This window comes from Pseudomonas oryzihabitans (assembly GCF_001518815.1).
Classification (GTDB): Bacteria; Pseudomonadota; Gammaproteobacteria; order Pseudomonadales; family Pseudomonadaceae; genus Chryseomonas; species Chryseomonas oryzihabitans_E.
Genome location: NZ_CP013987.1, coordinates 1332934 through 1353237, shown reverse-complemented (window position 1 = coordinate 1353237; position 20304 = coordinate 1332934). Strand labels below are relative to the sequence as shown.

24 protein-coding genes are annotated in these 20304 nt (G+C 64.0%); 10 read left to right on the top strand and 14 right to left on the bottom strand.

Annotated elements, in window-relative coordinates:
* Positions 1–70: 70 nt before the first annotated feature.
* The 10 genes from hisC to APT59_RS06025 form a co-directional block, all read right to left on the bottom strand.
* On the bottom strand, positions 71–1126 hold the full coding sequence (gene hisC, locus APT59_RS06070; RefSeq protein WP_059314034.1) for a histidinol-phosphate transaminase: 1056 nt from the start codon (positions 1124–1126) through the stop codon (positions 71–73).
* On the bottom strand, positions 1123–2442 hold the full coding sequence (gene hisD, locus APT59_RS06065; RefSeq protein ID WP_059314033.1) for a histidinol dehydrogenase: 1320 nt from the start codon (positions 2440–2442) through the stop codon (positions 1123–1125). The genes hisC and hisD overlap by 4 nt, the downstream gene beginning before the upstream one ends.
* A 319-nt stretch (positions 2443–2761) precedes the next feature.
* On the bottom strand, positions 2762–3394 hold the full coding sequence (gene hisG / locus APT59_RS06060; protein WP_059314032.1) for an ATP phosphoribosyltransferase: 633 nt from the start codon (positions 3392–3394) through the stop codon (positions 2762–2764).
* A gap of 9 nt (positions 3395–3403) precedes the next feature.
* Positions 3404–4669, bottom strand: coding sequence for a UDP-N-acetylglucosamine 1-carboxyvinyltransferase (gene murA, locus APT59_RS06055; RefSeq protein WP_059314031.1), 1266 nt, complete (start codon positions 4667–4669; stop codon positions 3404–3406).
* Between the two features lie 22 nt (positions 4670–4691).
* Positions 4692–4931 (bottom strand): BolA family protein, encoded by a 240-nt coding sequence (locus tag APT59_RS06050; RefSeq protein ID WP_059314030.1) that lies wholly within the window; start codon positions 4929–4931, stop codon positions 4692–4694.
* A 216-nt stretch (positions 4932–5147) separates the two neighbouring features.
* Entirely contained in the window at positions 5148–5462 is a 315-nt protein-coding gene (locus tag APT59_RS06045) for an STAS domain-containing protein (protein WP_059314029.1), read from the bottom strand.
* The gene (locus APT59_RS06040; RefSeq protein ID WP_059316835.1) at positions 5459–6109 is read right to left on the bottom strand and encodes an MlaC/ttg2D family ABC transporter substrate-binding protein; all 651 of its coding nucleotides are present in this window, start codon (positions 6107–6109) and stop codon (positions 5459–5461) included. The genes APT59_RS06045 and APT59_RS06040 overlap by 4 nt, the downstream gene beginning before the upstream one ends.
* Positions 6110–6123: 14 nt before the next feature.
* Complete coding sequence (mlaD, locus tag APT59_RS06035) at positions 6124–6600, bottom strand: outer membrane lipid asymmetry maintenance protein MlaD (RefSeq protein ID WP_007159511.1); 477 nt, start codon at positions 6598–6600, stop codon at positions 6124–6126.
* Positions 6600–7394, bottom strand: coding sequence for a lipid asymmetry maintenance ABC transporter permease subunit MlaE (gene mlaE, locus APT59_RS06030; RefSeq protein WP_059314028.1), 795 nt, complete (start codon positions 7392–7394; stop codon positions 6600–6602). Before mlaE ends, mlaD begins: the two co-directional genes overlap by 1 nt.
* Positions 7394–8203, bottom strand: coding sequence for an ATP-binding cassette domain-containing protein (locus tag APT59_RS06025; protein ID WP_017640057.1), 810 nt, complete (start codon positions 8201–8203; stop codon positions 7394–7396). The genes mlaE and APT59_RS06025 overlap by 1 nt, the downstream gene beginning before the upstream one ends.
* A 201-nt stretch (positions 8204–8404) precedes the next feature.
* Here APT59_RS06025 and APT59_RS06020 point away from each other — a divergent pair, with 201 nt between their 5' ends.
* The 9 genes from APT59_RS06020 (at position 8405) to APT59_RS05980 (ending at position 14931) form a co-directional block, all read left to right on the top strand.
* On the top strand, positions 8405–9379 hold the full coding sequence (locus tag APT59_RS06020) for a KpsF/GutQ family sugar-phosphate isomerase (RefSeq protein ID WP_059314027.1): 975 nt from the start codon (positions 8405–8407) through the stop codon (positions 9377–9379).
* A gap of 82 nt (positions 9380–9461) precedes the next feature.
* Positions 9462–10034, top strand: a complete 573-nt coding sequence (lptC, locus tag APT59_RS06015) for an LPS export ABC transporter periplasmic protein LptC (protein ID WP_059314026.1) — start codon at positions 9462–9464, stop codon at positions 10032–10034.
* On the top strand, positions 10021–10563 hold the full coding sequence (gene lptA / locus APT59_RS06010) for a lipopolysaccharide transport periplasmic protein LptA (RefSeq protein ID WP_059314025.1): 543 nt from the start codon (positions 10021–10023) through the stop codon (positions 10561–10563). Before lptC ends, lptA begins: the two co-directional genes overlap by 14 nt.
* Positions 10560–11288: an LPS export ABC transporter ATP-binding protein gene (gene lptB / locus APT59_RS06005; protein ID WP_017640054.1), complete on the top strand. Its 729-nt coding sequence runs from the start codon at positions 10560–10562 to the stop codon at positions 11286–11288. The genes lptA and lptB overlap by 4 nt, the downstream gene beginning before the upstream one ends.
* 102 nt (positions 11289–11390) lie before the next feature.
* Positions 11391–12890: an RNA polymerase factor sigma-54 gene (locus APT59_RS06000; protein WP_082696292.1), complete on the top strand. Its 1500-nt coding sequence runs from the start codon at positions 11391–11393 to the stop codon at positions 12888–12890.
* An 89-nt stretch (positions 12891–12979) separates the two neighbouring features.
* Positions 12980–13288 carry a ribosome hibernation-promoting factor, HPF/YfiA family gene (hpf, locus tag APT59_RS05995; protein ID WP_007159519.1) on the top strand — a complete coding sequence of 103 codons (309 nt, stop codon included), beginning with the start codon at positions 12980–12982 and terminating at the stop codon, positions 13286–13288.
* A gap of 18 nt (positions 13289–13306) precedes the next feature.
* On the top strand, positions 13307–13771 hold the full coding sequence (gene ptsN, locus APT59_RS05990; RefSeq protein ID WP_007159520.1) for a PTS IIA-like nitrogen regulatory protein PtsN: 465 nt from the start codon (positions 13307–13309) through the stop codon (positions 13769–13771).
* 1 nt (position 13772) lies between these two features.
* Positions 13773–14627 (top strand): RNase adapter RapZ, encoded by an 855-nt coding sequence (rapZ, locus tag APT59_RS05985; RefSeq protein WP_059314023.1) that lies wholly within the window; start codon positions 13773–13775, stop codon positions 14625–14627.
* A 31-nt stretch (positions 14628–14658) separates the two neighbouring features.
* Positions 14659–14931: an HPr family phosphocarrier protein gene (locus tag APT59_RS05980; protein ID WP_059314022.1), complete on the top strand. Its 273-nt coding sequence runs from the start codon at positions 14659–14661 to the stop codon at positions 14929–14931.
* A gap of 69 nt (positions 14932–15000) precedes the next feature.
* Here the strand turns inward: APT59_RS05980 and APT59_RS05975 are convergent, their stop codons facing one another.
* On the bottom strand, positions 15001–15615 hold the full coding sequence (locus APT59_RS05975; protein WP_059314021.1) for a superoxide dismutase: 615 nt from the start codon (positions 15613–15615) through the stop codon (positions 15001–15003).
* Positions 15616–15838: 223 nt separating this feature from the next.
* Positions 15839–17188 carry a metalloprotease PmbA gene (gene pmbA / locus APT59_RS05970; protein ID WP_059314020.1) on the bottom strand — a complete coding sequence of 450 codons (1350 nt, stop codon included), beginning with the start codon at positions 17186–17188 and terminating at the stop codon, positions 15839–15841.
* A 92-nt stretch (positions 17189–17280) separates the two neighbouring features.
* Between pmbA and yjgA the strand changes: the two genes are divergently transcribed.
* Entirely contained in the window at positions 17281–17805 is a 525-nt protein-coding gene (yjgA, locus tag APT59_RS05965; RefSeq protein WP_059314019.1) for a ribosome biogenesis factor YjgA, read from the top strand.
* A gap of 35 nt (positions 17806–17840) precedes the next feature.
* Here yjgA and tldD read toward each other — a convergent pair whose 3' ends face one another.
* Together tldD and APT59_RS05955 are read right to left on the bottom strand one after the other, a co-directional pair.
* A complete protein-coding gene (tldD, locus tag APT59_RS05960) occupies positions 17841–19286 on the bottom strand; it encodes a metalloprotease TldD (protein ID WP_059314018.1) in 1446 nt (481 codons plus the stop codon).
* Between the two features lie 128 nt (positions 19287–19414).
* Complete coding sequence (locus APT59_RS05955) at positions 19415–20251, bottom strand: carbon-nitrogen hydrolase family protein (RefSeq protein ID WP_059314017.1); 837 nt, start codon at positions 20249–20251, stop codon at positions 19415–19417.
* Between the last annotated feature and the right edge of the window lie 53 nt (positions 20252–20304).

The window sequence follows — 20304 nt, the reverse complement described above, 5'->3', positions numbered from 1 at the left end:
CTCTGAGCTAAAGCCAAACAAGGCATTTTCAATGCCGTCTGACCGACACGCCGCGGTCTTTGACAAGCTCTCAGAGAGCGTCGAGGGCCGTGATCAGCGCCTGATTCTGTGCCGGCGTGCCGATGGTGATGCGCAGGAAGTCGGCGATGCGTTCGGGTCGGCTGAAGTGGCGCACAATGACGCCGTGCTCACGCAACCCCGCCGCCAGCGCTGCCCCACCCTTCTGCACATGACGGGCGAAGATGAAGTTGGCCGCCGAGGGCAATACTTCGAAGCCCCGCTCCAGCAACTGGGCCACCAGGCTTTCACGGCTTTCGACCACCTGCCGGCAGGTCTCGTCGAAATAGGCGCGATCCTCAAAGGCGGCCACCGCCCCGGCCAACGCCAGGCGGTCCAGCGGATAGGAGTTGAAGCTGTTCTTGATTCGTTCCAGGGCTTCCATCAGCGGCGCCTGGCCCATGGCCAGACCCACTCGCAGACCGGCCAGGGAGCGGGACTTGGACAGCGTCTGGGTCACCACCAGATTGGGATGGCGCCCGATCAGGGCGACCGCCGACTCTGCACCGAAATCGACATAGGCTTCATCCACCACCACCACGGACGTCGGGTTGCCAACGACGATACGCTCGATCGCTTCCAGCGCCAGGGCGCTGCCAGTGGGCGCATTGGGATTGGGGAAGATGATGCCGCCATTGGGCCGGAAATAGTCTTCGACGACGATCTGGAAATCCTCATCCAGCGCCGGGGTCTCGAAGGCGATGTCGTAGAGGCCGCAGTACACCGGATAGAAGCTGTAGCTGATGTCCGGGAACAGGACCGGCCGCCCGTGACCGAACAGGCCTAGGAAGATGTGCGCCAGGACTTCGTCCGAGCCATTGCCGACAAAGACCTGATCGCTCTGGATGCCGTAATACTGAGCGACCGCATCCTTGAGCGCCTGACCGTTGGGGTCGGGATAGAGACGCAGGTCGTCGCTGGCCGCGGCGCGGATGGCGTCCAGCGCCCGCGGCGAAGGCCCATAGGGATTTTCGTTGGTGTTGAGCTTGACCAGATTGGTCAGCTTGGGCTGCTCGCCTGGCACATAGGGCACCAGATTCTTGACGAAGGGACTCCAGAGCTCGCTCATGCCTGCTCCTCCTGAATACGGTATTCGGCGCTGCGAGCGTGGGCGGTCAGAGACTCGCCACGGGCCAGGACCGACGCGACCCGGCCCAGCGCCGAGGCACCGGCGGCCGAGCAGTGGATGATCGAGGAGCGCTTCTGGAAGTCATACACGCCCAGGGGCGAGGAGAAGCGCGCGGTGCCCGAGGTCGGCAGCACGTGGTTGGGGCCGGCGCAGTAGTCGCCCAGGGCTTCGGCGGTATAGCGACCCATGAAGATGGCGCCAGCGTGGCGGATCTTGGGCAGCCATTGCTCGGGCTCGGCGACCGACAGCTCCAGGTGTTCCGGCGCGATGCGGTTGGCCACCTCGATGGCCTGGGCCATGTCGGCGACCTGAATCAGCGCACCACGCCCCTCCAGGGAGGCGCGGATGATGTCGGCGCGCTCCATCTCCGGCAGCAGCCGGGCGATGCTGGCCGCCACGGCGTCGAGGAAGGCAGCGTCTGGACTCACCAGGATGGCCTGGGCGTCCTCGTCGTGCTCGGCCTGGGAAAAAAGATCCATGGCGATCCAGTCGGGATCGGTCTGGCCGTCGCAAACCACCAGGATCTCGGACGGGCCGGCGATCATGTCGATGCCGACCTTGCCGAACACGTGGCGTTTGGCGGTGGCGACATAGATGTTGCCAGGACCGACGATCTTGTCCACCGGCGGTACGCTTTCGGTGCCATAGGCCAGAGCGGCCACCGCCTGGGCACCACCTATGGTGAAGACGCGATCGACGCCGGCCAGGGCCGCAGCCGCTAGCACCAGTTCGTTGACCTCGCCACGGGGCGTGGGCACCACCATGACCACCTCGGGCACGCCAGCGACCTTGGCCGGGATGGCGTTCATCAGCACCGAAGAGGGATAGGAGGCCTTGCCACCCGGCACATAGAGACCGGCACGATCCAGCGGGGTGACCTGCTGGCCGAGCACGGTGCCGTCGGCCTCCTGATACTGCCAGGAATCCTGGCGCTGCTTCTCGTGATAGCTGCGCACCCGTTCAGCAGCGGCTTCCAGCGCCGTGCGCTGCTCCGGCGTGATCCGGGTCAGGGCTTCCTCGAGGCGTGCGCGCGGCAGGATGAGATCGCTCATGGAGGTCGTCTCGATGCCATCGAAGCGGCGGGTGTATTCGAGTAGCGCCTGGTCACCCTGATGGCGGACATCGGCGATGATCGCCAGGACCCGCTGGTTAATATCGGCGTCGGACACCCCTTCCCAGCTCAGCAGATGATCCAGATGCTCGGCGAAATCCGGAGCGGCGGCGGCGAGTCGGCGGATGGCGAGCGGAGCAGTCATGGCGGGTCCTCTTCAGGATAGGCGAAAGGGGCGCCCGAGAGTAACAGCCGGCTCCGTGTGGGCGCCCGACAATTTGGCTATGGCACGGATAGGCGAAGCTGGAGGGACGGAAGCAGTCCGAGCCGGCATCAACCTGCCGGCCAGGACCCAGAGCTGTTCAAAGTCTCGCGAGCTAGAGACAAACAAGGCCTAGGCGGCCCCACGAAAATGGTTGAGGAAGCGGACCGGGCTCGCGAACGAGTTTACGAGTGGTAAATGAGCATTCCGAAGCCATTTTCAACGTAGTTTGGCCGACGCGCAGCAGGCTTTGAACAGGTTCTCAGGCGCCGTGCGTCTCAACGGCCTGGCGCAGGGTCTCGATGAGGGCCTGAATACGGCCGTGCTGCATCTTCATCGAGGCCTTGTTGACGATCAAGCGCGAGCTGATGTGGGCGATCAGCTCCTGGGGTTCGAGGCCATTGGCCTTGAGCGTATTGCCCGTGTCGACCACGTCGATGATCTTGTCGGCCAGACCCACCAGCGGTGCCAGCTCCATGGAGCCGTACAGCTTGATGATGTCGACCTGGCGGCCCTGCTCGGCATAGTAGCGCTTGGCGACGTTGACGAACTTGGTCGCCACCCGCAGCCGGCCGCGCGGCGCTGGAGCACCTACGGCGCCTGCGGTCATCAGCTTGCAACGGGCGATGCGCAGGTCGAGCGGCTCGTAGAGACCATCGCCGCCGTATTCCATCAGCACGTCCTTGCCGGCCACACCCAGGTCCGCGGCGCCATGCTCCACATAGGTGGGCACGTCGGTGGCGCGAACGATGAGCAGGCGTACATCGTCCTGGGTGGTCGGGATGATGAGCTTGCGGCTCTTGTCCGGATTCTCGGTCGGGGCGATCCCCGCCGCCGCCAGCAGCGGCAGGGTGTCGTCGAGGATACGGCCCTTGGACAGGGCGATGGTCAGCATCGGAGGTCCTTACTTGGGCGTGCGACGGATCTTGGCGCCGAGCAGCTGGAATTTCTCCTCGATGCATTCGTAGCCGCGATCTATGTGGTAGATGCGATCGATCAGGGTGTCGCCTTCGGCCACCAGGGCGGCGATGACCAGACTCGCCGAGGCGCGCAGATCGGTCGCCATGACCGGGGCGGCCTTGAGGCTGGGCACGCCGGTGACGATGGCGGCATTGCCTTCGATAGCGATGTTGGCGCCCATGCGCACCATCTCGTGAACGTGCATGAAGCGGTTCTCGAAGATGGTTTCCACCACGGTGCCAGTGCCTTCGGCGACGGCGTTCATGGAGATGAACTGGGCCTGCATGTCGGTGGGGAACGCGGGGTAAGGCGCCGTGCGGATGTTTACCGCGCGGGGGCGATTGCCCTTCATGTCCAGCTCGATCCAGTTGCTGCCGGTGGAGATGTGGGCACCCGCCTCTTCCAGCTTGGCCAGCACGGCCTCGAGGATGGTCGGATCGGTGTCCTTGAGCTTGACGCGGCCACGGGTGGCAGCGGCGGCGACCAGGTAGCTGCCGGTCTCGATGCGGTCGGGCAGGACCGAATAGGTGGCGCCGCCCAGGCGCTCGACGCCTTCCACGGTGATGGTGTCGGTACCGGCGCCCTGGATGTTGGCACCCATGGCGATCAGGCAGTTGGCCAGATCCACCACCTCGGGCTCACGGGCGGCGTTCTGGATGACGCTGCGGCCCTTGGCCAGGGTGGCGGCCATCAGCACGTTCTCGGTACCGGTCACGCTGACGGTATCGAAATAGTAGTGAGCGCCGCGCAGGCCGCCAGCCGGAGCCTTGGCCTTGATGTAGCCGCCTTCGACGGTGATCTTGGCGCCCATGGCTTCCAGACCGCGCAGGTGCAGGTCGACCGGACGCGAGCCGATGGCGCAACCGCCGGGCAGGGCGACTTCCGCCTCGCCGAAGCGGGCGACCATGGGGCCCAGCACCAGAATGGAAGCGCGCATGGTCTTGACCAGCTCATAGGGCGCGACCAGGGTCTTGATGCTGGAGGCATCCACCTCGACGTTGAGCTTTTCACCGATCACCGGCTGAACGCCCATGCGGCCGAACAGCTCGATCATGGTGGTGATGTCGTGCAGGTGCGGCAGGTTGGCGACGGTCACCGGGGTATCGGCGAGCAGGGTCGCGGCCAGAATCGGCAGGGCGGAGTTCTTGGCCCCGGAAATGCGAATTTCACCGTTCAGGCAGTTGCCGCCGGTAATGATCAGTTTGTCCATAGCGAGTTCTCGGCGCTGCGAATCAGGCGCGTTCGGCCCAGGCAGCACGGGTGAAGAATTTCATGGTGACAGCATGGATGCTGCCATCGGCGATCTGCGGCTGGAGATGGGAGTAGACCTGCTGCTGACGCTTGACCGGGCTGAGCGCCTGGAGCTCGTCGCTGATCAGGTAGAGCTGGAAATTGCAGCCCTCGCCTTCCACTTCGACCTGGGTATCGGTCAGTTTTGCCTCCAGGAGGCTTTTGACTTCTTGGGCCTGCATGGCGGCACCTCGGCAATCTAGTACAGCCGGCGATCATACAAAAAAACCGGCTGCACGGCGACTGCGATGACTGCCATGGCTCGTTTGCAAGGTCGCCAAGCCAAGGTCAGGAAAGGCGAAAGCCAGCGAGGAAGCGGCGTTTACCAGGGGTAAAGGAGCATTCCACGCTGAGTTCCAATGCCAACTGGCGGTGCCCAGGGGTTTTCTAGACACAACCTAGCGGTGAGCCTGCTCGGCCAGGGGTAGCAACTCCAGGGCATTCGAAACGTCGGCGATCTGCCGCAACTCGGACGGCAGGCCGGCGATGGTCAGCGGGCGACTCGCCGCCTGGGCATCGCGCAGCCAGGCCAGCAACAGCGCCAGACCGGCGCTGTTGGAGTGTTCGACCCCTGCGCAGTCCAGCACCAGTGGACCACTGCCCTGAGCGATCAGGGTTCGACCCTGCTCGCGCAGGACCGGCACACTGGCGTGATCGAGTACGCCCGACAGTTGCAGCCGGGCGCCCTCGCGGGTGATGGTTGCGCGACTCACGAACCGACCTTGGCCTTCTGGGCCTCGGGAGAGTCCTTGGCCTTGGCCACGGTGCCCGCCCAGTTGTTGATGGTCTTGTCCAGGTCGTTGCCGTTTTCCTGCATCGCCTGGGCGAATTGGTCACGGAACAGCTTGCCCAGGTTCAGGCCGTTGATGATGACGTTGCGGACTTTCCATTCCTCGCCCTGCTTGACCATGCTGTACTGCACGGGATACACGGCGCCATTGTTACCCTTGACCTCCATGCCCACGCTGGTGCGGTCGGGGCCGTCGGACGGGCCTTCGGGCAGGACGCGGATACCCTGGTTGTTGTACTCCAGCAGCGCATTGCCATAGAACTGCATCAGGCTGCGCTTGAAGTTTTCCTGGAAGCGCGCCATCTGCTCGGGCGAAGCGCTGCGGCTATAGCGCACGGTCATGATGCTGCGCGAGATGCCCTCGGCATCCACTACCGGCCCGAGAATGCTGTTGAGCGACTCGTAGAAGGCGTCCGGGTTGCTGCGATACTTGTCGCGATTGGCCTCGAGATCGCTGAGCAGGGTACTGGTGGTCTGCTGGATCACGTCATGGGCCGAGGGCGCCGCCTGGGACACCAGCGGCAGCAGGGCCAGGATCGCGATCACTCCGTGACGAATTAGCTTGAGCATGAAGAAGCCTCTCATCATTTGTTGGCGGAAGAGTCTTTATTGACCGAGTTGAGCAGGAATTTACCGATCAGATCCTCGAGAACCAGCGAGGATTGTGTATCTCGAATAGTCGAGCCTTCCTTGAGCACCTGCTCGTCGCCCCCGACGCTGATGCCGATGTATTTCTCACCAAGCAGGCCAGCGGTCAGGATGGAGGCGATGGAGTCAGTCGGCAGGTTGTCCACCTGCTTGTCGATCTGCATGGTGACCCGGCCGCGATAGCTGTTGCGGTCGAGATCGATGGCGGTGACCTTGCCAATGGTCACGCCGGACATGGTCACTCGCGATCTCACGGTGAGACCGGCGATGTTGTCGAAGTAGGCATAGACCTTGTAGGTATCGTGATGGTCGCTCATCGTCAGACCGCTTACCCGCAGCGCCAGCAGCAGCAGTGCGAGCACGCCGGCCAGCAGGAAGAGTCCGACACCGATTTCCTGGGTGCGGGTTTGCATCAGAGATCTCCAAACATCAGGGCGGTAAGAATGAAGTCGAGGCCGAGCACGGCAAGCGACGCATAGACGACGGTACGGGTAGTGGCGCGACCGATGCCTTCGGAGGTCGGCTCGCAGTCATACCCCTGGAAAACGGCGACCCAGGTCACCACGAAGGCGAACACCAGGCTCTTGATCACGCCATTGAGCACGTCGCTGAGCATCACGCTGTTCTGCATGGTGGCCCAGAAGGAGCCGTCGTAGACGCCGAGCCAATCGATGGCGACCATGGCCGCGCCCCAGATACCCACCACGTTGAACATGGCGGCCAGCAGGGGCATGGAAATGAAGCCGGCCCAGAAGCGCGGCGCGACGATGTACTTGAGCGGGTCCACGCCGATCATTTCCAGGCTGGACAACTGCTCGGTAGATTTCATGTTGCCGATCTCGGCGGTCAGCGCGGAGCCGGCCCGACCGGCGAACAGCAGGGCGGTCACCACTGGCCCCAGCTCGCGCAGCAGAGTCAGGGCCACCATCTGCCCCACGGCCTGCTCGGAGCCGTACTTGACCAGGATGTTGTAGCCCTGCAGGGCAATCACCATGCCGATGAAGAAACCCGAGACCACGATGATGGGCAGTGACATCACGCCCACCGAATAGAGTTGCTTGCCCAGCAGCTGTAGGCCGCTGCCCACGCCACCACGACCGAACACCGCCAGCAGCAGGACGATGACGGAGCGGCCAATGGCCGCCACGACGTCCAGCCCGGCCTTGCCCAGCCGACGAATCCGCTCCACGGCGGAGACCTTACGCATCAGTGTTTCCCCAGCAAGGCATCGCGCAGATCAGGCGCGGCGTAGTGGAAGGGTACGGGGCCATCAGGGATGCCCTGCATGAACTGGCGAACCCGAGGATCCGGCGATTCGCGCAGTTCCTTTGGCGTGCCCTGCCCCAGCACCTTGGTATCGCCGACCACATAGAGGTAGTCAGCGATGCTGGCAGTCTCGGCCAGGTCGTGGGAGACCACGATGCTGGTCAGCCCAAGGGCCTGGTTGAGCAGCCGGATCAGCCGTACCAGAACGCCCATGGCGATGGGGTCCTGGCCAACGAAGGGCTCGTCGTACATGAGGATTTGTGGATCCAGGGCGATGGCCCGCGCCAGGGCGACCCGGCGCTTCATGCCGCCGGAGAGTTCGTCCGGCATCAGTTCGACTGCACCGCGCAGGCCTACTGCCTGCAGTTTGAGCAGGACGATGTCGCGGATCATCTCCTCGGGCAGCTTGGTGTGCACCCGCAGCGGGAAGGCCACGTTCTCGAAGACATCGAGATCGGTGAACAGCGCCCCGCTCTGGAACAGCACCCCCATCTGTCGGCGCATCTCGAACAGCTCGCCACGGGACAGCTGCGGCAGATTGGCGCCATTGACCCAGATCTCGCCACTGCTCGGCCGCAGCTGGGCAGCGATGAGGCGCAACAGGGTGGTCTTGCCACTGCCGGACGGCCCCATGATCCCGGTGACCTTGCCCCGCGGGATACGGATATCGACACGGTCGTAGATGAGACGCGTGCCGCGCTTGAAGGAAACGCCCTTTAGCTCCACGGCGTACGGGCTATCGACGGTCATCAAGACTCCTAAGGTTCAACTCTGTGCAGGGAGACGCCGCTCCACCGCTTCAGGACACGCGGCTTTCGCGCTCGATGGCCCCGGCAAAAGGGCGGCACTATACCATTCGTTGCCGATGCCCCTGACTCGCGAGCGACGTTGCTGAGTGTCACGGCTTTGCGCATATAATTTCCGATTGTCCCTTCACCTGCCTTCTGACCTATGTCCGACTCAATAGATTTCATCGCTTCCGCTAAGCGCACCATAGATGTTGAACAAGCTGCTGTAGCTGCTTTGAGCGCACGTGTCGACGCGACATTTGCCCAGGCCTGCCGTCTGCTGCTCGGCTGTCGCGGTCGAATAGTCGTGCTAGGCATGGGCAAGTCCGGCCATGTCGGCAACAAGATCGCCGCTACCTTGGCCAGCACCGGCAGCCCGGCGTTCTTCGTGCATCCGGCCGAAGCCAGCCATGGCGACATGGGCATGATCACCCGCGAGGACGTCATCATCGCCATCTCCCAATCGGGCACCTCCAGCGAGATCCTGACCCTGCTGCCGCTGATCAAACGCCTGGGCGTCCCTCTGATCAGCTTTGCCGGCAATCCCACCTCGCCCCTGGCGAAGGCGGCGGACGTCAATCTGGACACCAGCGTCGCCACCGAGGCTTGCCCGCTAAACCTGGCGCCCACCTCCTCGACCACCGTCGCCCTGGTCCTGGGCGACGCCTTGGCCATCGCCCTGCTCGAAGCCCGTGGCTTCACCGCCGAGGACTTCGCCTTCTCTCATCCAGGCGGCGCCCTGGGCCGTCGCCTGCTGCTGAAGGTGGAAGACGTCATGCATGCCGGCGTCGATCTGCCGCAGGTCAGCGAGGACACCCTAGTGTCCGACGCCCTGCTGGAGATGTCGCGCAAGGGGCTGGGCATGACCAGTGTGCTGGGCGCCGATGGCCGCCTCGCCGGTATCTTCACCGATGGCGATCTGCGGCGCGCTCTGGATCGCGGTATCGATGTCCGGACCACACCTATCGCAACCGTGATGACCCGCGGCGGTCGAACCGCCAGGGCCCGGATGCTCGCGGCGGAGGCGCTGAAGATCATGGAAGAACACAAGGTCAACTCGCTGGTGGTGATCGATGACGAGCGGCGCCCGGTCGGTGCGCTCAACATGGGCGACCTGCTACGCGCCGGGGTGCTGTAGGCCGGGTTATACTGACCGACTAAATACGCCCACAACTCGTGTTCAACCCGCCGCCAACGTGCGACCCACCACAGGTACCCTCATGTTTCGCAGCTTGCGCCGACCCGTGCTGTTGGTCCTGATCGCCGCCGCGCTCATCGCGATCGGCTACTGGAACATCCTGCCGCAGCGCTTCGTCGATGCTCCAGCGTCATCGACCCCGCAAGACAGCGCCATCGACGGTTATGCCCTCAATACCCGGACGATTCAGTATCGCCTGGACGGCAAGATCCAGTACGAACTCAAGGCCGAGCGCAGCGAACATGTCAAGGCCACCGACGTCACCCTGGTGACCCGGCCCGACATGCTGGCCTTTCGTGGCACAGACTTTCCCTGGCACATTCGCAGTGCCCGCGCCGAGGTCGCCCCCGGTGGCAGTCAGGCGGAGCTGATCGATGACGTGCGTGTGGAACGTACCGACGCGAAAGGCCGCCCGGTGGTATTGACCACCACCCGCATGACCGTCTTTCCTGACAAACAATATGCGCAAACTGAGCAAGCCGTTAGAATCGAGGCCGCCAATGGGGTGACCACGGCCAATGGCATGAAAGCGTATCTAGAAGACGGCAGAATGCTCCTGCTGTCCAACGTAAGAGGCCAGCATGAGGTTCGTTAAAACCCTCCCCTTCCTGTTCACCCTCGGCGCCACCTTGGGCAGTGCCGCGGCTTGGGCCCTGCCGACCGATCGCACCCAGCCGATCCGCGTGCAGGCCGACAGCGCCGAGCTCGATGACAAGCAGGGCGTGGCCGTGTATCGCGGAGACGTGGTCATCACCCAGGGCAGTATGAAGATCACCGGCAATACCGTGACCTTGACCCAGGACAACCAGGGCAATATCAAGGTCGCCACCGCAGTGGGCAAACCGGCCTACTACGAGCAGAAACCCTCGGCGGACAAGGACATCGTCAAGGCCTATGGCCTGACCATCCAATACTTCGCCCAGGAAAACCGCATCATCCTGATCGACCAGGCCAAGGTGGTCCAACAGGGCAACACCTTCGAAGGCGAGAAGATCGTCTACGACACCCAGCGCCAGATCGTCAATGCGGGACGGGCCAACGGCAGCAAGGTCACCACGCCGCGGCCGCGGATCGACATGGTCATCCAGCCCAAGGATCAGCAGCAGTCGGGGCAGAAACAATGACGGTTACGCTCAAAGCCCAGCATCTGGCCAAGAGCTACAAGGGTCGTCAGGTCGTTCGTGATGTCAGCGTCAGCATCGACAGCGGCCAAATCGTTGGCCTGCTCGGCCCGAATGGCGCCGGCAAGACCACCTGCTTCTACATGATCGTCGGCCTGGTCAAGGCGGATCAGGGTCGCGTGCTGATCGACGACCAGGATGTCACCGCGCTGCCCATGCATGGCCGCGCCCGTGCCGGGATCGGCTATCTGCCCCAAGAAGCCTCGATCTTTCGCAAGCTGACCGTGGCCGACAACATCCTTGGCATTCTGGAAACCCGCAAGGACCTGGACAAGGCCGGACGACTGCGCGAGCTGGAAAGCCTGCTGCAGGAATTCCACATCACCCACATCCGCGACAACCGGGGCATGAGCCTGTCTGGCGGTGAAAGACGCCGTGTCGAGATCGCCCGCGCCCTCGCCACCGCGCCCAAGTTCATCCTGCTTGACGAACCCTTCGCGGGCGTGGACCCCATCTCGGTGGGCGATATCAAGCAGATCATCCGCCACCTCAAGGCCAAGGGCATCGGTGTGCTCATCACCGATCACAACGTGCGGGAAACCCTGACCATCTGCGAAACGGCCTATATCGTCAATGACGGCCAGCTCATCGCCGAAGGCACCGCCGAAGAAGTCCTTGCCAACGACCTGGTGAAGGAAGTCTATCTGGGCCACGAATTCCGCCTCTAGGCAAACCCGGGGAAACAAGGCATATAATTTGCTAACGCTCGCAGGGTTCGCGAGGTTCGGTGGCGCTGTTCGCGTCGGTAGACAAGGTGTATTTCCGCAGCCATGAAACCATCGCTAGTCCTCAAGATGGGCCAGCAGCTGACGATGACGCCGCAGCTGCAACAAGCCATACGTCTGCTCCAGCTCTCGACGCTCGATTTGCAGCAGGAAATCCAGGAAGCCCTGGAATCCAATCCGATGCTGGAACGCCAGGAAGACGGGGAAGACTTCGACCAGAGCGAAGCCTCGGGCGAAAGCGACGAGCACGCGAACTCCGGCAACATGGAAACCACCTTCAAGGAAACCTCGGTCGCCACCAACGAGCTGGCCGACGAATCCGAGTGGAGCGAGCGCATCCCCAGCGACAGCGAGCTGCCGGTCGACACGGCCTGGGAAGACATCTACCAGACCAGCGCCAGCAGCCTGCCCAGCAGTGACGACGACGAGTGGGACTTCACCACTCGCACCTCGGCGGGCGAGAGCCTGCAGACGCATCTGCTCTGGCAGCTCAACCTGGCACCCATGTCGGACCTCGATCGGCTGATCGCGCTGGCCATCATCGATGGCATCGATACCGACGGTTACCTGCAGGAAAGCCTCGAAGACATCCATGCCTCGCTCGACCCGGACCTGGAAGTCGATCTCGACGAAGTCGAGGTGGTGCTCCGACGGGTCCAGCAATTCGAGCCCGCCGGCGTCGCCGCTCGCAATCTGCGCGAATGCCTGCTGATCCAGCTGGCGCAACTGCCGGCCACCCTCCCCTTGCTCGGCGAGGCCAAGCGCCTGGTCGGTGACTACCTGGATCTGCTCGGCAGCCGCGACTACGCGCAGCTGATGCGGCGCATGAAGATCAAGGAAGACGAACTCAAGCCGATCATCGAGCTGATCCAGACGCTGCATCCGCGGCCTGGCTCCCAGATCGAGTCCGGCGAAGCCGAATACGTGGTACCGGACGTCATCGTGCGCAAGCACAACGAGCGCTGGCTGGTGGAGCTCAATCAGGAATCCATGCCGCGCCTACGGGTGAATCCCCAGTATGCGGGCTTCGTCAAACGCGCCGACAGCAGCGCCGACAATACATACATGCGCAATCAGCTGCAGGAAGCGCGCTGGTTCATCAAGAGCCTGCAGAGCCGCAACGAGACCCTGATGAAGGTGGCGACCCAGATCGTCGAGCACCAGCGGGGTTTTCTCGAATACGGCGAAGAGGCCATGAAGCCGTTGGTCCTGCACGACATCGCCGAGGCGGTGGGCATGCACGAGTCGACCATCTCCCGGGTGACCACCCAGAAGTTCATGCACACCCCGCGTGGCATCTACGAACTCAAGTATTTCTTCTCCAGTCACGTCAGCACCGCCGAAGGGGGCGAATGCTCCTCCACCGCGATCCGCGCGATCATCAAGAAATTGGTAGCGGCGGAAAACGCGAAAAAGCCGTTGAGTGACAGCAAGATCGCTGGTTTACTGGAATCGCAAGGTATACAAGTCGCTCGTCGCACGGTGGCTAAGTATCGGGAATCCCTGGGTATCGCTCCGTCCAGCGAACGCAAGCGTCTCCTCTGACGCGTCCTGATGTGACCGTGCCTCGATCGACCCGTGTCATGTCGGCGAGCAGCTTCGCCGATCGCAGCCCGGCAATAAGGAGAAGCGGTATGCAAGTCAACATCAGTGGCCATCAGCTTGAAGTGACAGAAGCCCTGCGTGACTACATCGGCGAGAAACTCGCCCGCCTCGAACGGCACTTCGACCGTATTACCAACGTCCAGGTCATTCTTGAAGTGGACAAGCTCAAGCAGAAAGCCGAAGCCACCCTGCACGTCGCTGGCGCCGCGGTGGTCGCCAACGCCGAGCATGACGACATGTATGCCGCCATTGATCTCCTGGCCGACAAGCTCGACCGCCAACTGATTAAACACAAGGAAAAATCGATCGAACGCCAGCAGGGCGTCGGCGTCCGCTGAGGTTTCGATCGCCGCTTTATGATCAGACTCGAAAATATTCTGACCCCCGGCCGCACCCAGACGGGTGCGCCGGGTGGCAGCAAAGCCGCCGTACTGGAACGTATCGCCGAACTGGCCGCGCAGGAATTGCCTGGCCATGATGCGGCGCACATCCATGAATGCCTGATGGCGCGCGAGCGCCTGGGCTCCACTGGCTTCGGCAATGGCATTGCCATTCCCCACTGTCGCCTGGCGGGCCTGCAACAGCCGCTGTGCGTCCTCTTCCACCTGCAGCAACCCGTGGACTTCGACTCCCTGGATGGCGCACCGGTAGACCTGGTGTTCGTGCTGCTGGTACCCGAAGCCGCTACCGAACAGCACCTGACCCTGCTGCGCCAGATCGCCGGCATCCTGGACCGCGCGGACATCCGCGAACGGCTACGCAAGGCCAAGGACAGCCAGGCGCTCTATCAGATCGTCGTCGAGGCCCAGAGCGGACACTGACATGCACCTCATCATCGTGAGCGGACGTTCCGGGTCGGGCAAGAGTACGGCGCTCAACGTGCTTGAGGACAATGGCTTCTACTGCATCGACAACCTGCCGGCCAGCCTTCTGCCCGAACTGGCCCAGCACGCCCTCACCGACATGGAACGACCTCAGCCCAAGGTCGCCCTGTCCATCGATGCACGCAATCTGCCCAGCCAGCTGCAGCGCTTTCCCGAATTGCTCGAACAGGTGCGCAGCCGCAACATCCGCTGCGACATCCTCTATCTGGACGCCGATGACCAGACCTTGCTCAAGCGCTTTTCCGAGACGCGCCGCCGGCATCCGCTGTCCAATCAGGAAAGATCGCTGGCCGAGGCCATCCACGATGAGCAGGTGCTGCTGTCGCCCATCGCCGATCTGTCCGATCTTAAGATCGACACCACTCACCTGAATCTCTATCAGCTGCGTGACATCCTCAAGTTGCGTCTGCTGAACGCGCCCGAGCCCGGCACCGCCTACCTGGTGGAATCCTTCGGCTTCAAGCGGGGCCTGCCGGTGGATGCGGACATGGTCTTCGATGTACGTTTCCTGCCCAATCCCTACTGGAAACCGGACCTGCGCGACTTTTCCGGACTCGATGCCCAGGTGCGCGATTATCTCGAGCAACAGCCCGAGGTAGAGACCCTGTACAATGACATCCGCGATTACCTGGTGAAGTGGCTGCCGCGCTTCGCGGCCAACAACAGGTCCTATGTGACCGTGGCCATTGGCTGTACCGGCGGTCATCACCGTTCGGTCTACCTGGCCGACCGCCTGGGTCGCGAACTCAAAGACCTGCTCAAGAACGTTCAGATCCGCCATCGCGATCTCTGACGCCCGTTTTGTTTCGACAAGGACAGACTCAATGCCTGCCCAACAGATCACCATCATCAACAAGCTGGGCCTGCACGCCCGCGCGGCCGCCAAGTTCGTCGGCGTGGCCGGCCGTTATCCTGCCAGCGTCCGCGTAGGCCGCAGTGGCGAGCCGCCAGTCGATGGCAAGAGCATCATGGCGGTCATGATGCTGGCCGCCGGCAAGGGCACGGTGCTGCAACTGGAAACCGAGGGTGAGCAGAGCGACGAGGCCATGCGCGCCCTGATCGAACTGATCAACAACTACTTCGACGAGGGTGAGTGATCGGCCCTGCTCCAGCTTCGCCCAATAAAAAAAGCCGCCCGAGGGCGGCTTTTTTTATTGGACGTCAACTCAGGCGTTCAGCGCCGCTTCGTAGCGACGGGACACTTCCGGCCAGTTGATGACGTTGAAGAAGGCACCGATGTATTCGGGACGACGGTTCTGGTAGCGCAGGTAGTAGGCGTGCTCCCAGACGTCCAGGCCGAGGATCGGGGTATTGCCGGTCATCAGCGGGCTGTCCTGGTTGCCGGTGCTCTCGACCACCAGCTTCTTCTCGGGGGTGACGCTCAGCCAGGCCCAGCCGCTGCCGAAGCGGGTCAGGGCAGCCTTGGTGAAGGCCTCCTTGAAGGCATCGAAGCCGCCCAGCTGGGACTCGATGGCTTCAGCCAGGGCGCCTTCGGGCTTGCCGCCGGCATTGGGGGCCATCACGGTCCAGAACAGGCTGTGGTTGGCATGGCCGCCACCGTTGTTCTGCACGGCACCGCGCTTGTCCTGGGGCAGCTTATCCAGCTGACGAACCACTTCTTCGGCCGACAAATTGGCGAACTCGGTGCCTTCCAGCGCAGCGTTCAGGTTGTTGATGTAGGTCTGGTGGTGCTTGGTGTGGTGGATTTCCATGGTCTGGGCATCGACGTGCGGTTCCAGCGCGTCGTAGGCGTAGGGCAGCTGAGGCAGAGTATGCGGCATGCGGAATGTCTCCATGGTGGTTTTTGGTATGGACCCACTGCCCTGGGGCGGCGGGGAGTACGGCTGGTGCGCCACGGCGCACCGTCTGAATCTGGGCCGTCCGGTCACGGAATTCGACCGCACGGCTATGTCCTAGTGCATTGCTAGGATACTAACGACTAACGGGGTGGGCTGTCTCCCGTTCGACGGGATTTTCCTAACCGCGACACTTCCGGCATCTTTTCTAGCTACCCGCCAGGGTCATGCCGTCGATCAGCACCGAGCCGGTGCGCAGGCTGCCGCGGCGTTCCACGTCGCTGCCCACGGCCAGGATCTGGCGGAACATGTCACCGAGGCGACCGGCGATGGTGACCTCCTGGACCGGAAACTGGATCTCGCCATTCTCGATCCAGAAACCACCGGCGCCCCGGGAGTAGTCGCCGGTGACCAGGTTGGTACCCTGCCCCATCATTTCCGTGACCAGGAAGCCTGTGCCCATCTGCCGGATCAACTCGGCCTGGTCGGCCGTGCCATGACTGACATGCAGGTTGTGCACGCCACCGGCATTGGCGGTGCTCTGCATACCCAGCTTACGCGCGGAATAGCTGCCGAGCACATAGGACACCAGCTGGCCGTTCTCCACGAAGGGCTTGGCGTAGGTGGCCAGGCCTTCACCATCGAAGGCGGCACTGCCCAGGGCGCGCGGCACGTGCGGCCGTTCATCCAGGGTCAGCCAGTCGGGAAACACCTGCTGCCCGAGGGCGCCTTCAAGAAAGGACGACTTGCGATAGAGGTTGCCGCCGGAAATGGCAGCGAGGAAGGTGCCGAACAGGCCGGCGGCCATTTCCGGGGAGAAGAGCACTGGAACCTTGGCGGTGGGCACCGGCCTGGCGCCCAGACGGCTCACGGCGCGTTCAGTGGCGCGCCGACCGATTTCCTCGGCGCTCATCAGTTCGCTGCCGAGGCGGTTGACGTCGTAATAGTAGTCGCGCTGCATGGCCTCGCCGCTGCCGGCGATCATCACGCAGCTCAGGCTGTGGCGGGTGCTGGCGTAGCCGCCGACGAAACCGTGGCTGTTGCCGTAGACCCGGCAGCTCTGGTGGGTATTGAGGGTGGTACCGTCGGCATTGCCGATGCGGCTGTCGGCGGCATAGGCGGCGGCTTCACAGGCCAGGGCCTGCTCGATGGCCTGCTCCGGGGTGATGTCCCAGGGATGATAGAGGTCGAGATCGGGCAGCTCGCCACGTGCCATCAGCTCGGCGTTGGCGAGGCCGGCACAGGGATCCTCGGAGGTGTGCTTGGCGATGGCCAGGGCCGCGGCCACGGTCTCGCGGATCGCCTCGGGGCCGGTAGCGGAGGTACTGGCCGAGCCCTTGCGCTGACCGGCATAGAGGGTGATGCCAAAGCCCTGGTCGCGATTGAACTCGACCGTTTCCACCTCACCCTTGCGGACCGAGGTGGACAGCCCCTGGTCGATCGAGACGGCCACTTCACCGGCACTGGCGCCCTGGCGACGGGCCTCGGCCAGGATGGCTTCGACCTGTTCGCGCAATTCGGGTAGCGCGGCGGGACCCACGGCGGCGTTGCGATTCATGACGTTCTCCTTACGGACGGCGCCGGCCAGGCCGGACAACCGTGCGGCAACTCGTTATGATGGCGCCCATTCTTAGCTGGACCCCATAGTTCATGGTTGATTCTTACGACGACGACGCGCCGCTGGGCGAAAAGAGCAAGACACAGGTCAAGCGTGAGCTGCACGCGCTGCAGGAGCTGGGCGAACGCCTGGCCGGGTTGCCGGCTGAGCAGCTGGACCGCCTGCCCCTGACCGATCCGCTGCGCAAGGCCCTTGCCGAGGCGCCCAAGCACAAGACGCACATCGCGCGCAAAAGGCATGTCCAATACCTGGGCAAGCTGATGCGTGACCAGGATCTGGAGGCCATCCTGGCGCTGGTCGACCAGATGGACAGCTCGACGCGGCAGTACAACGAGCGCTTTCATGCCCTGGAGCGCTGGCGCGACCGCCTGATCGCCGAGGGCGACCAGGCGCTGGAAGCCTTCGTGGCGCTGTATCCGGAAACCGACCGCCAGCACCTGCGCGGCCTGGTGCGCCATGCCCAGCACGAGGCCGCGCACAACAAGCCGCCCGCGGCGGCGCGCAAGGTCTTCAAGTACATCCGCACCCTCGACGAAACCCAGCGCGGTCTGCGCTAGGTTTCTGTCCGCTACGGCCACGGCCGGTGCCGGCATCAGGCGCCGGTGCCGCCCACGGTGATGGCGTCGATCTTCAGGGTCGGCTGACCCACGCCCACCGGCAATGACTGGCCATCCTTGCCACAGGTCCCTACCCCCGCATCCAGCGCCAGGTCGTTGCCGACCATGGATACCCGGTTCATGACCTCGGGACCATTGCCGATCAGGGTGGCGCCCTTCACCGGGCGACCGAGCTTGCCGTTCTCGATCAGGTAGGCCTCGTTGGTGGTGAAGACGAACTTGCCACTGGTGATGTCCACCTGACCGCCGCCGAGGCTGGCGCAATAGATGCCCTTCTCCACCGAGGCGATGATCTCGGCCGGATCGCTCTGGCCGGCGAGCATGTAGGTGTTGGTCATGCGCGGCATGGGCAGGTGGGCATAGGACTCGCGCCGACCATTGCCGGTGGGGGCCACACCCATCAGCCGGGCGTTGAGCTTGTCCTGCATGTAGCCCTTGAGAATGCCGTTCTCGATCAGCACGTTGTAGCCGCTGGGGGTACCCTCGTCGTCGATGGACAGGGAACCACGGCGATCCGGCAGGGTGCCGTCGTCGACGATGGTGCACAGCGACGAGGCCACCTGCCGGCCGAGCTGACCGCTGTAGTTGGAGCTGCCCTTGCGGTTGAAGTCACCTTCCAGGCCATGGCCGACCGCTTCGTGCAGGAGCACGCCGGACCAGCCGGCACCCAGCACCACCGGTAGGGTGCCGGCCGGAGCCGCTGTGGCTTCCAGATTGACCAGTGCCTGGCGTACCGCTTCGCGGGCATAGCCCAGGGCACGGTCGTCGCTCTGGAAATAGCGGTAGTCGCAACGGCCACCGCCACCGCTGTTGCCGCGCTCGCGACGACCGTTCTGCTCGACGATGACGCTGACGCCCAGGCGCACCAGGGGGCGCACGTCGGCGGCGAGGGTGCCGTCGACCGCGGCCACCAGGGTGCGCTCCCAGACGCCGGCCAGGCTGATGGTGACCTGCTGGATGCGCGGATCCAGAGCCCGGGTGGCCTCGTCCAGTTGCTGCAGGAAGGTCACCTTGGTCGCGCGATCCAGCACATCGAGGGGGTTGTCCTGGCCATAGAGGCGCTGCGCGGGTTCCACCGCACGAAATGCCTGGACCTGGCCCTCGACGCCACTGCGGGAGATGGAGCGCGCGGCCTGGGCAGCGAGATCCAGCGCCTCGCCGGTGATGGCGTTGCTGTAGGCGAAGCCGGTCTTCTCGCCGGACAGCGCCCGCACCCCGACGCCTTGGTCGAGGTGGAAACCGCCTTCCTTGACGATGCCGTCTTCCAGCAGCCAGGACTCGGAGACGATGCTCTGGAAGTACAGGTCCGCAGCGTCGATGCCGGGGCCGGCCAGGCGCTGCAGCACGGGCTGCAGATCGTCCAGCGCGAGTCCGCCCGGCCCCAGCAGGGCCGCGCCGACGCTATTCAGGTAATCACTCATGGAAACTCCAGACGACGCCACCCCGGGCGTCGGAACGATGAAAGGGGCGCGAGGTGGCCTCTAGCCTACTCGCGGAAGTGACTGATCCCTGATGCAAATGACCAATGGGCGCCATTGCCGTTCGGCTCCTAGTGGCCAGCCAAGCGCGCCGGTGCGAAGCGGCGGTGCTGGGTGACGGGCATTCGCTGGCGCAACTGGGCCTGGCGCTCGGCATCGCGCTCGATGAGCAGGACCGCTTCGCCGCTGGCCTGGACGGCAAGCACCTCGCCCCAGGGATCCACGGCCATGGCGTGGCCCCAGGTCGTGCGGCCATTGGCGTGGACACCGCCCTGGGCGGCGCCCAGCAGATAGCTCTGGGTTTCCACCGCCCGGGCGCGCAGCAGCAGCTCCCAATGGGCTTGGCCGGTCGGCACGGTAAAGGCCGAGGGGGCGCTGATCAGCTCCGCACCGGCAGCGCGCAGGGCGCCATAGAGTTCGGGAAAGCGCAGGTCGTAGCAGACGGTCAGGCGCAGGCGGCCGACCGGGGTATCCACCACCGTGAGGGTCTCACCGGCGGCATAGTGATCGGATTCGCGATAGCTGCCCTGGCTGTCGCTGACGTCGGCATCGAAGAGATGCAGCTTGTCATAGCGGGCGACGCGGCGACCCTGGTCGTCGAACAGCAGCGAACAGGCACAGGGCTTGCCCTCGGTGGCGCCGTCGGGCAGCAGCGGCAGGGTGCCGGCCAGCAGCCAGAGGCCCAGCTCGCGCGCCCGGCTGGACAGCCAGGGCAGGATCTCACCCTCGCCAAGCGCCTCCGCCCGGGCCAGTTCGGCGGGGGCCGGATGCCCGATGGCGACGAAGTTTTCCGGCAGCACCGCCAGTTGCGCACCGGCGTTGGCGGCACGTTCGAGCAGCCGCTCGGCGGCGCGCAGGTTGGCTGCCACCGCGGGGCCGCTGACCATCTGCAGGATGGCTATGGACATGCAGGCACTCCAGAAGGGATCGCCCATCCTAAGCAGTGGCGCGGCCGCAGGGC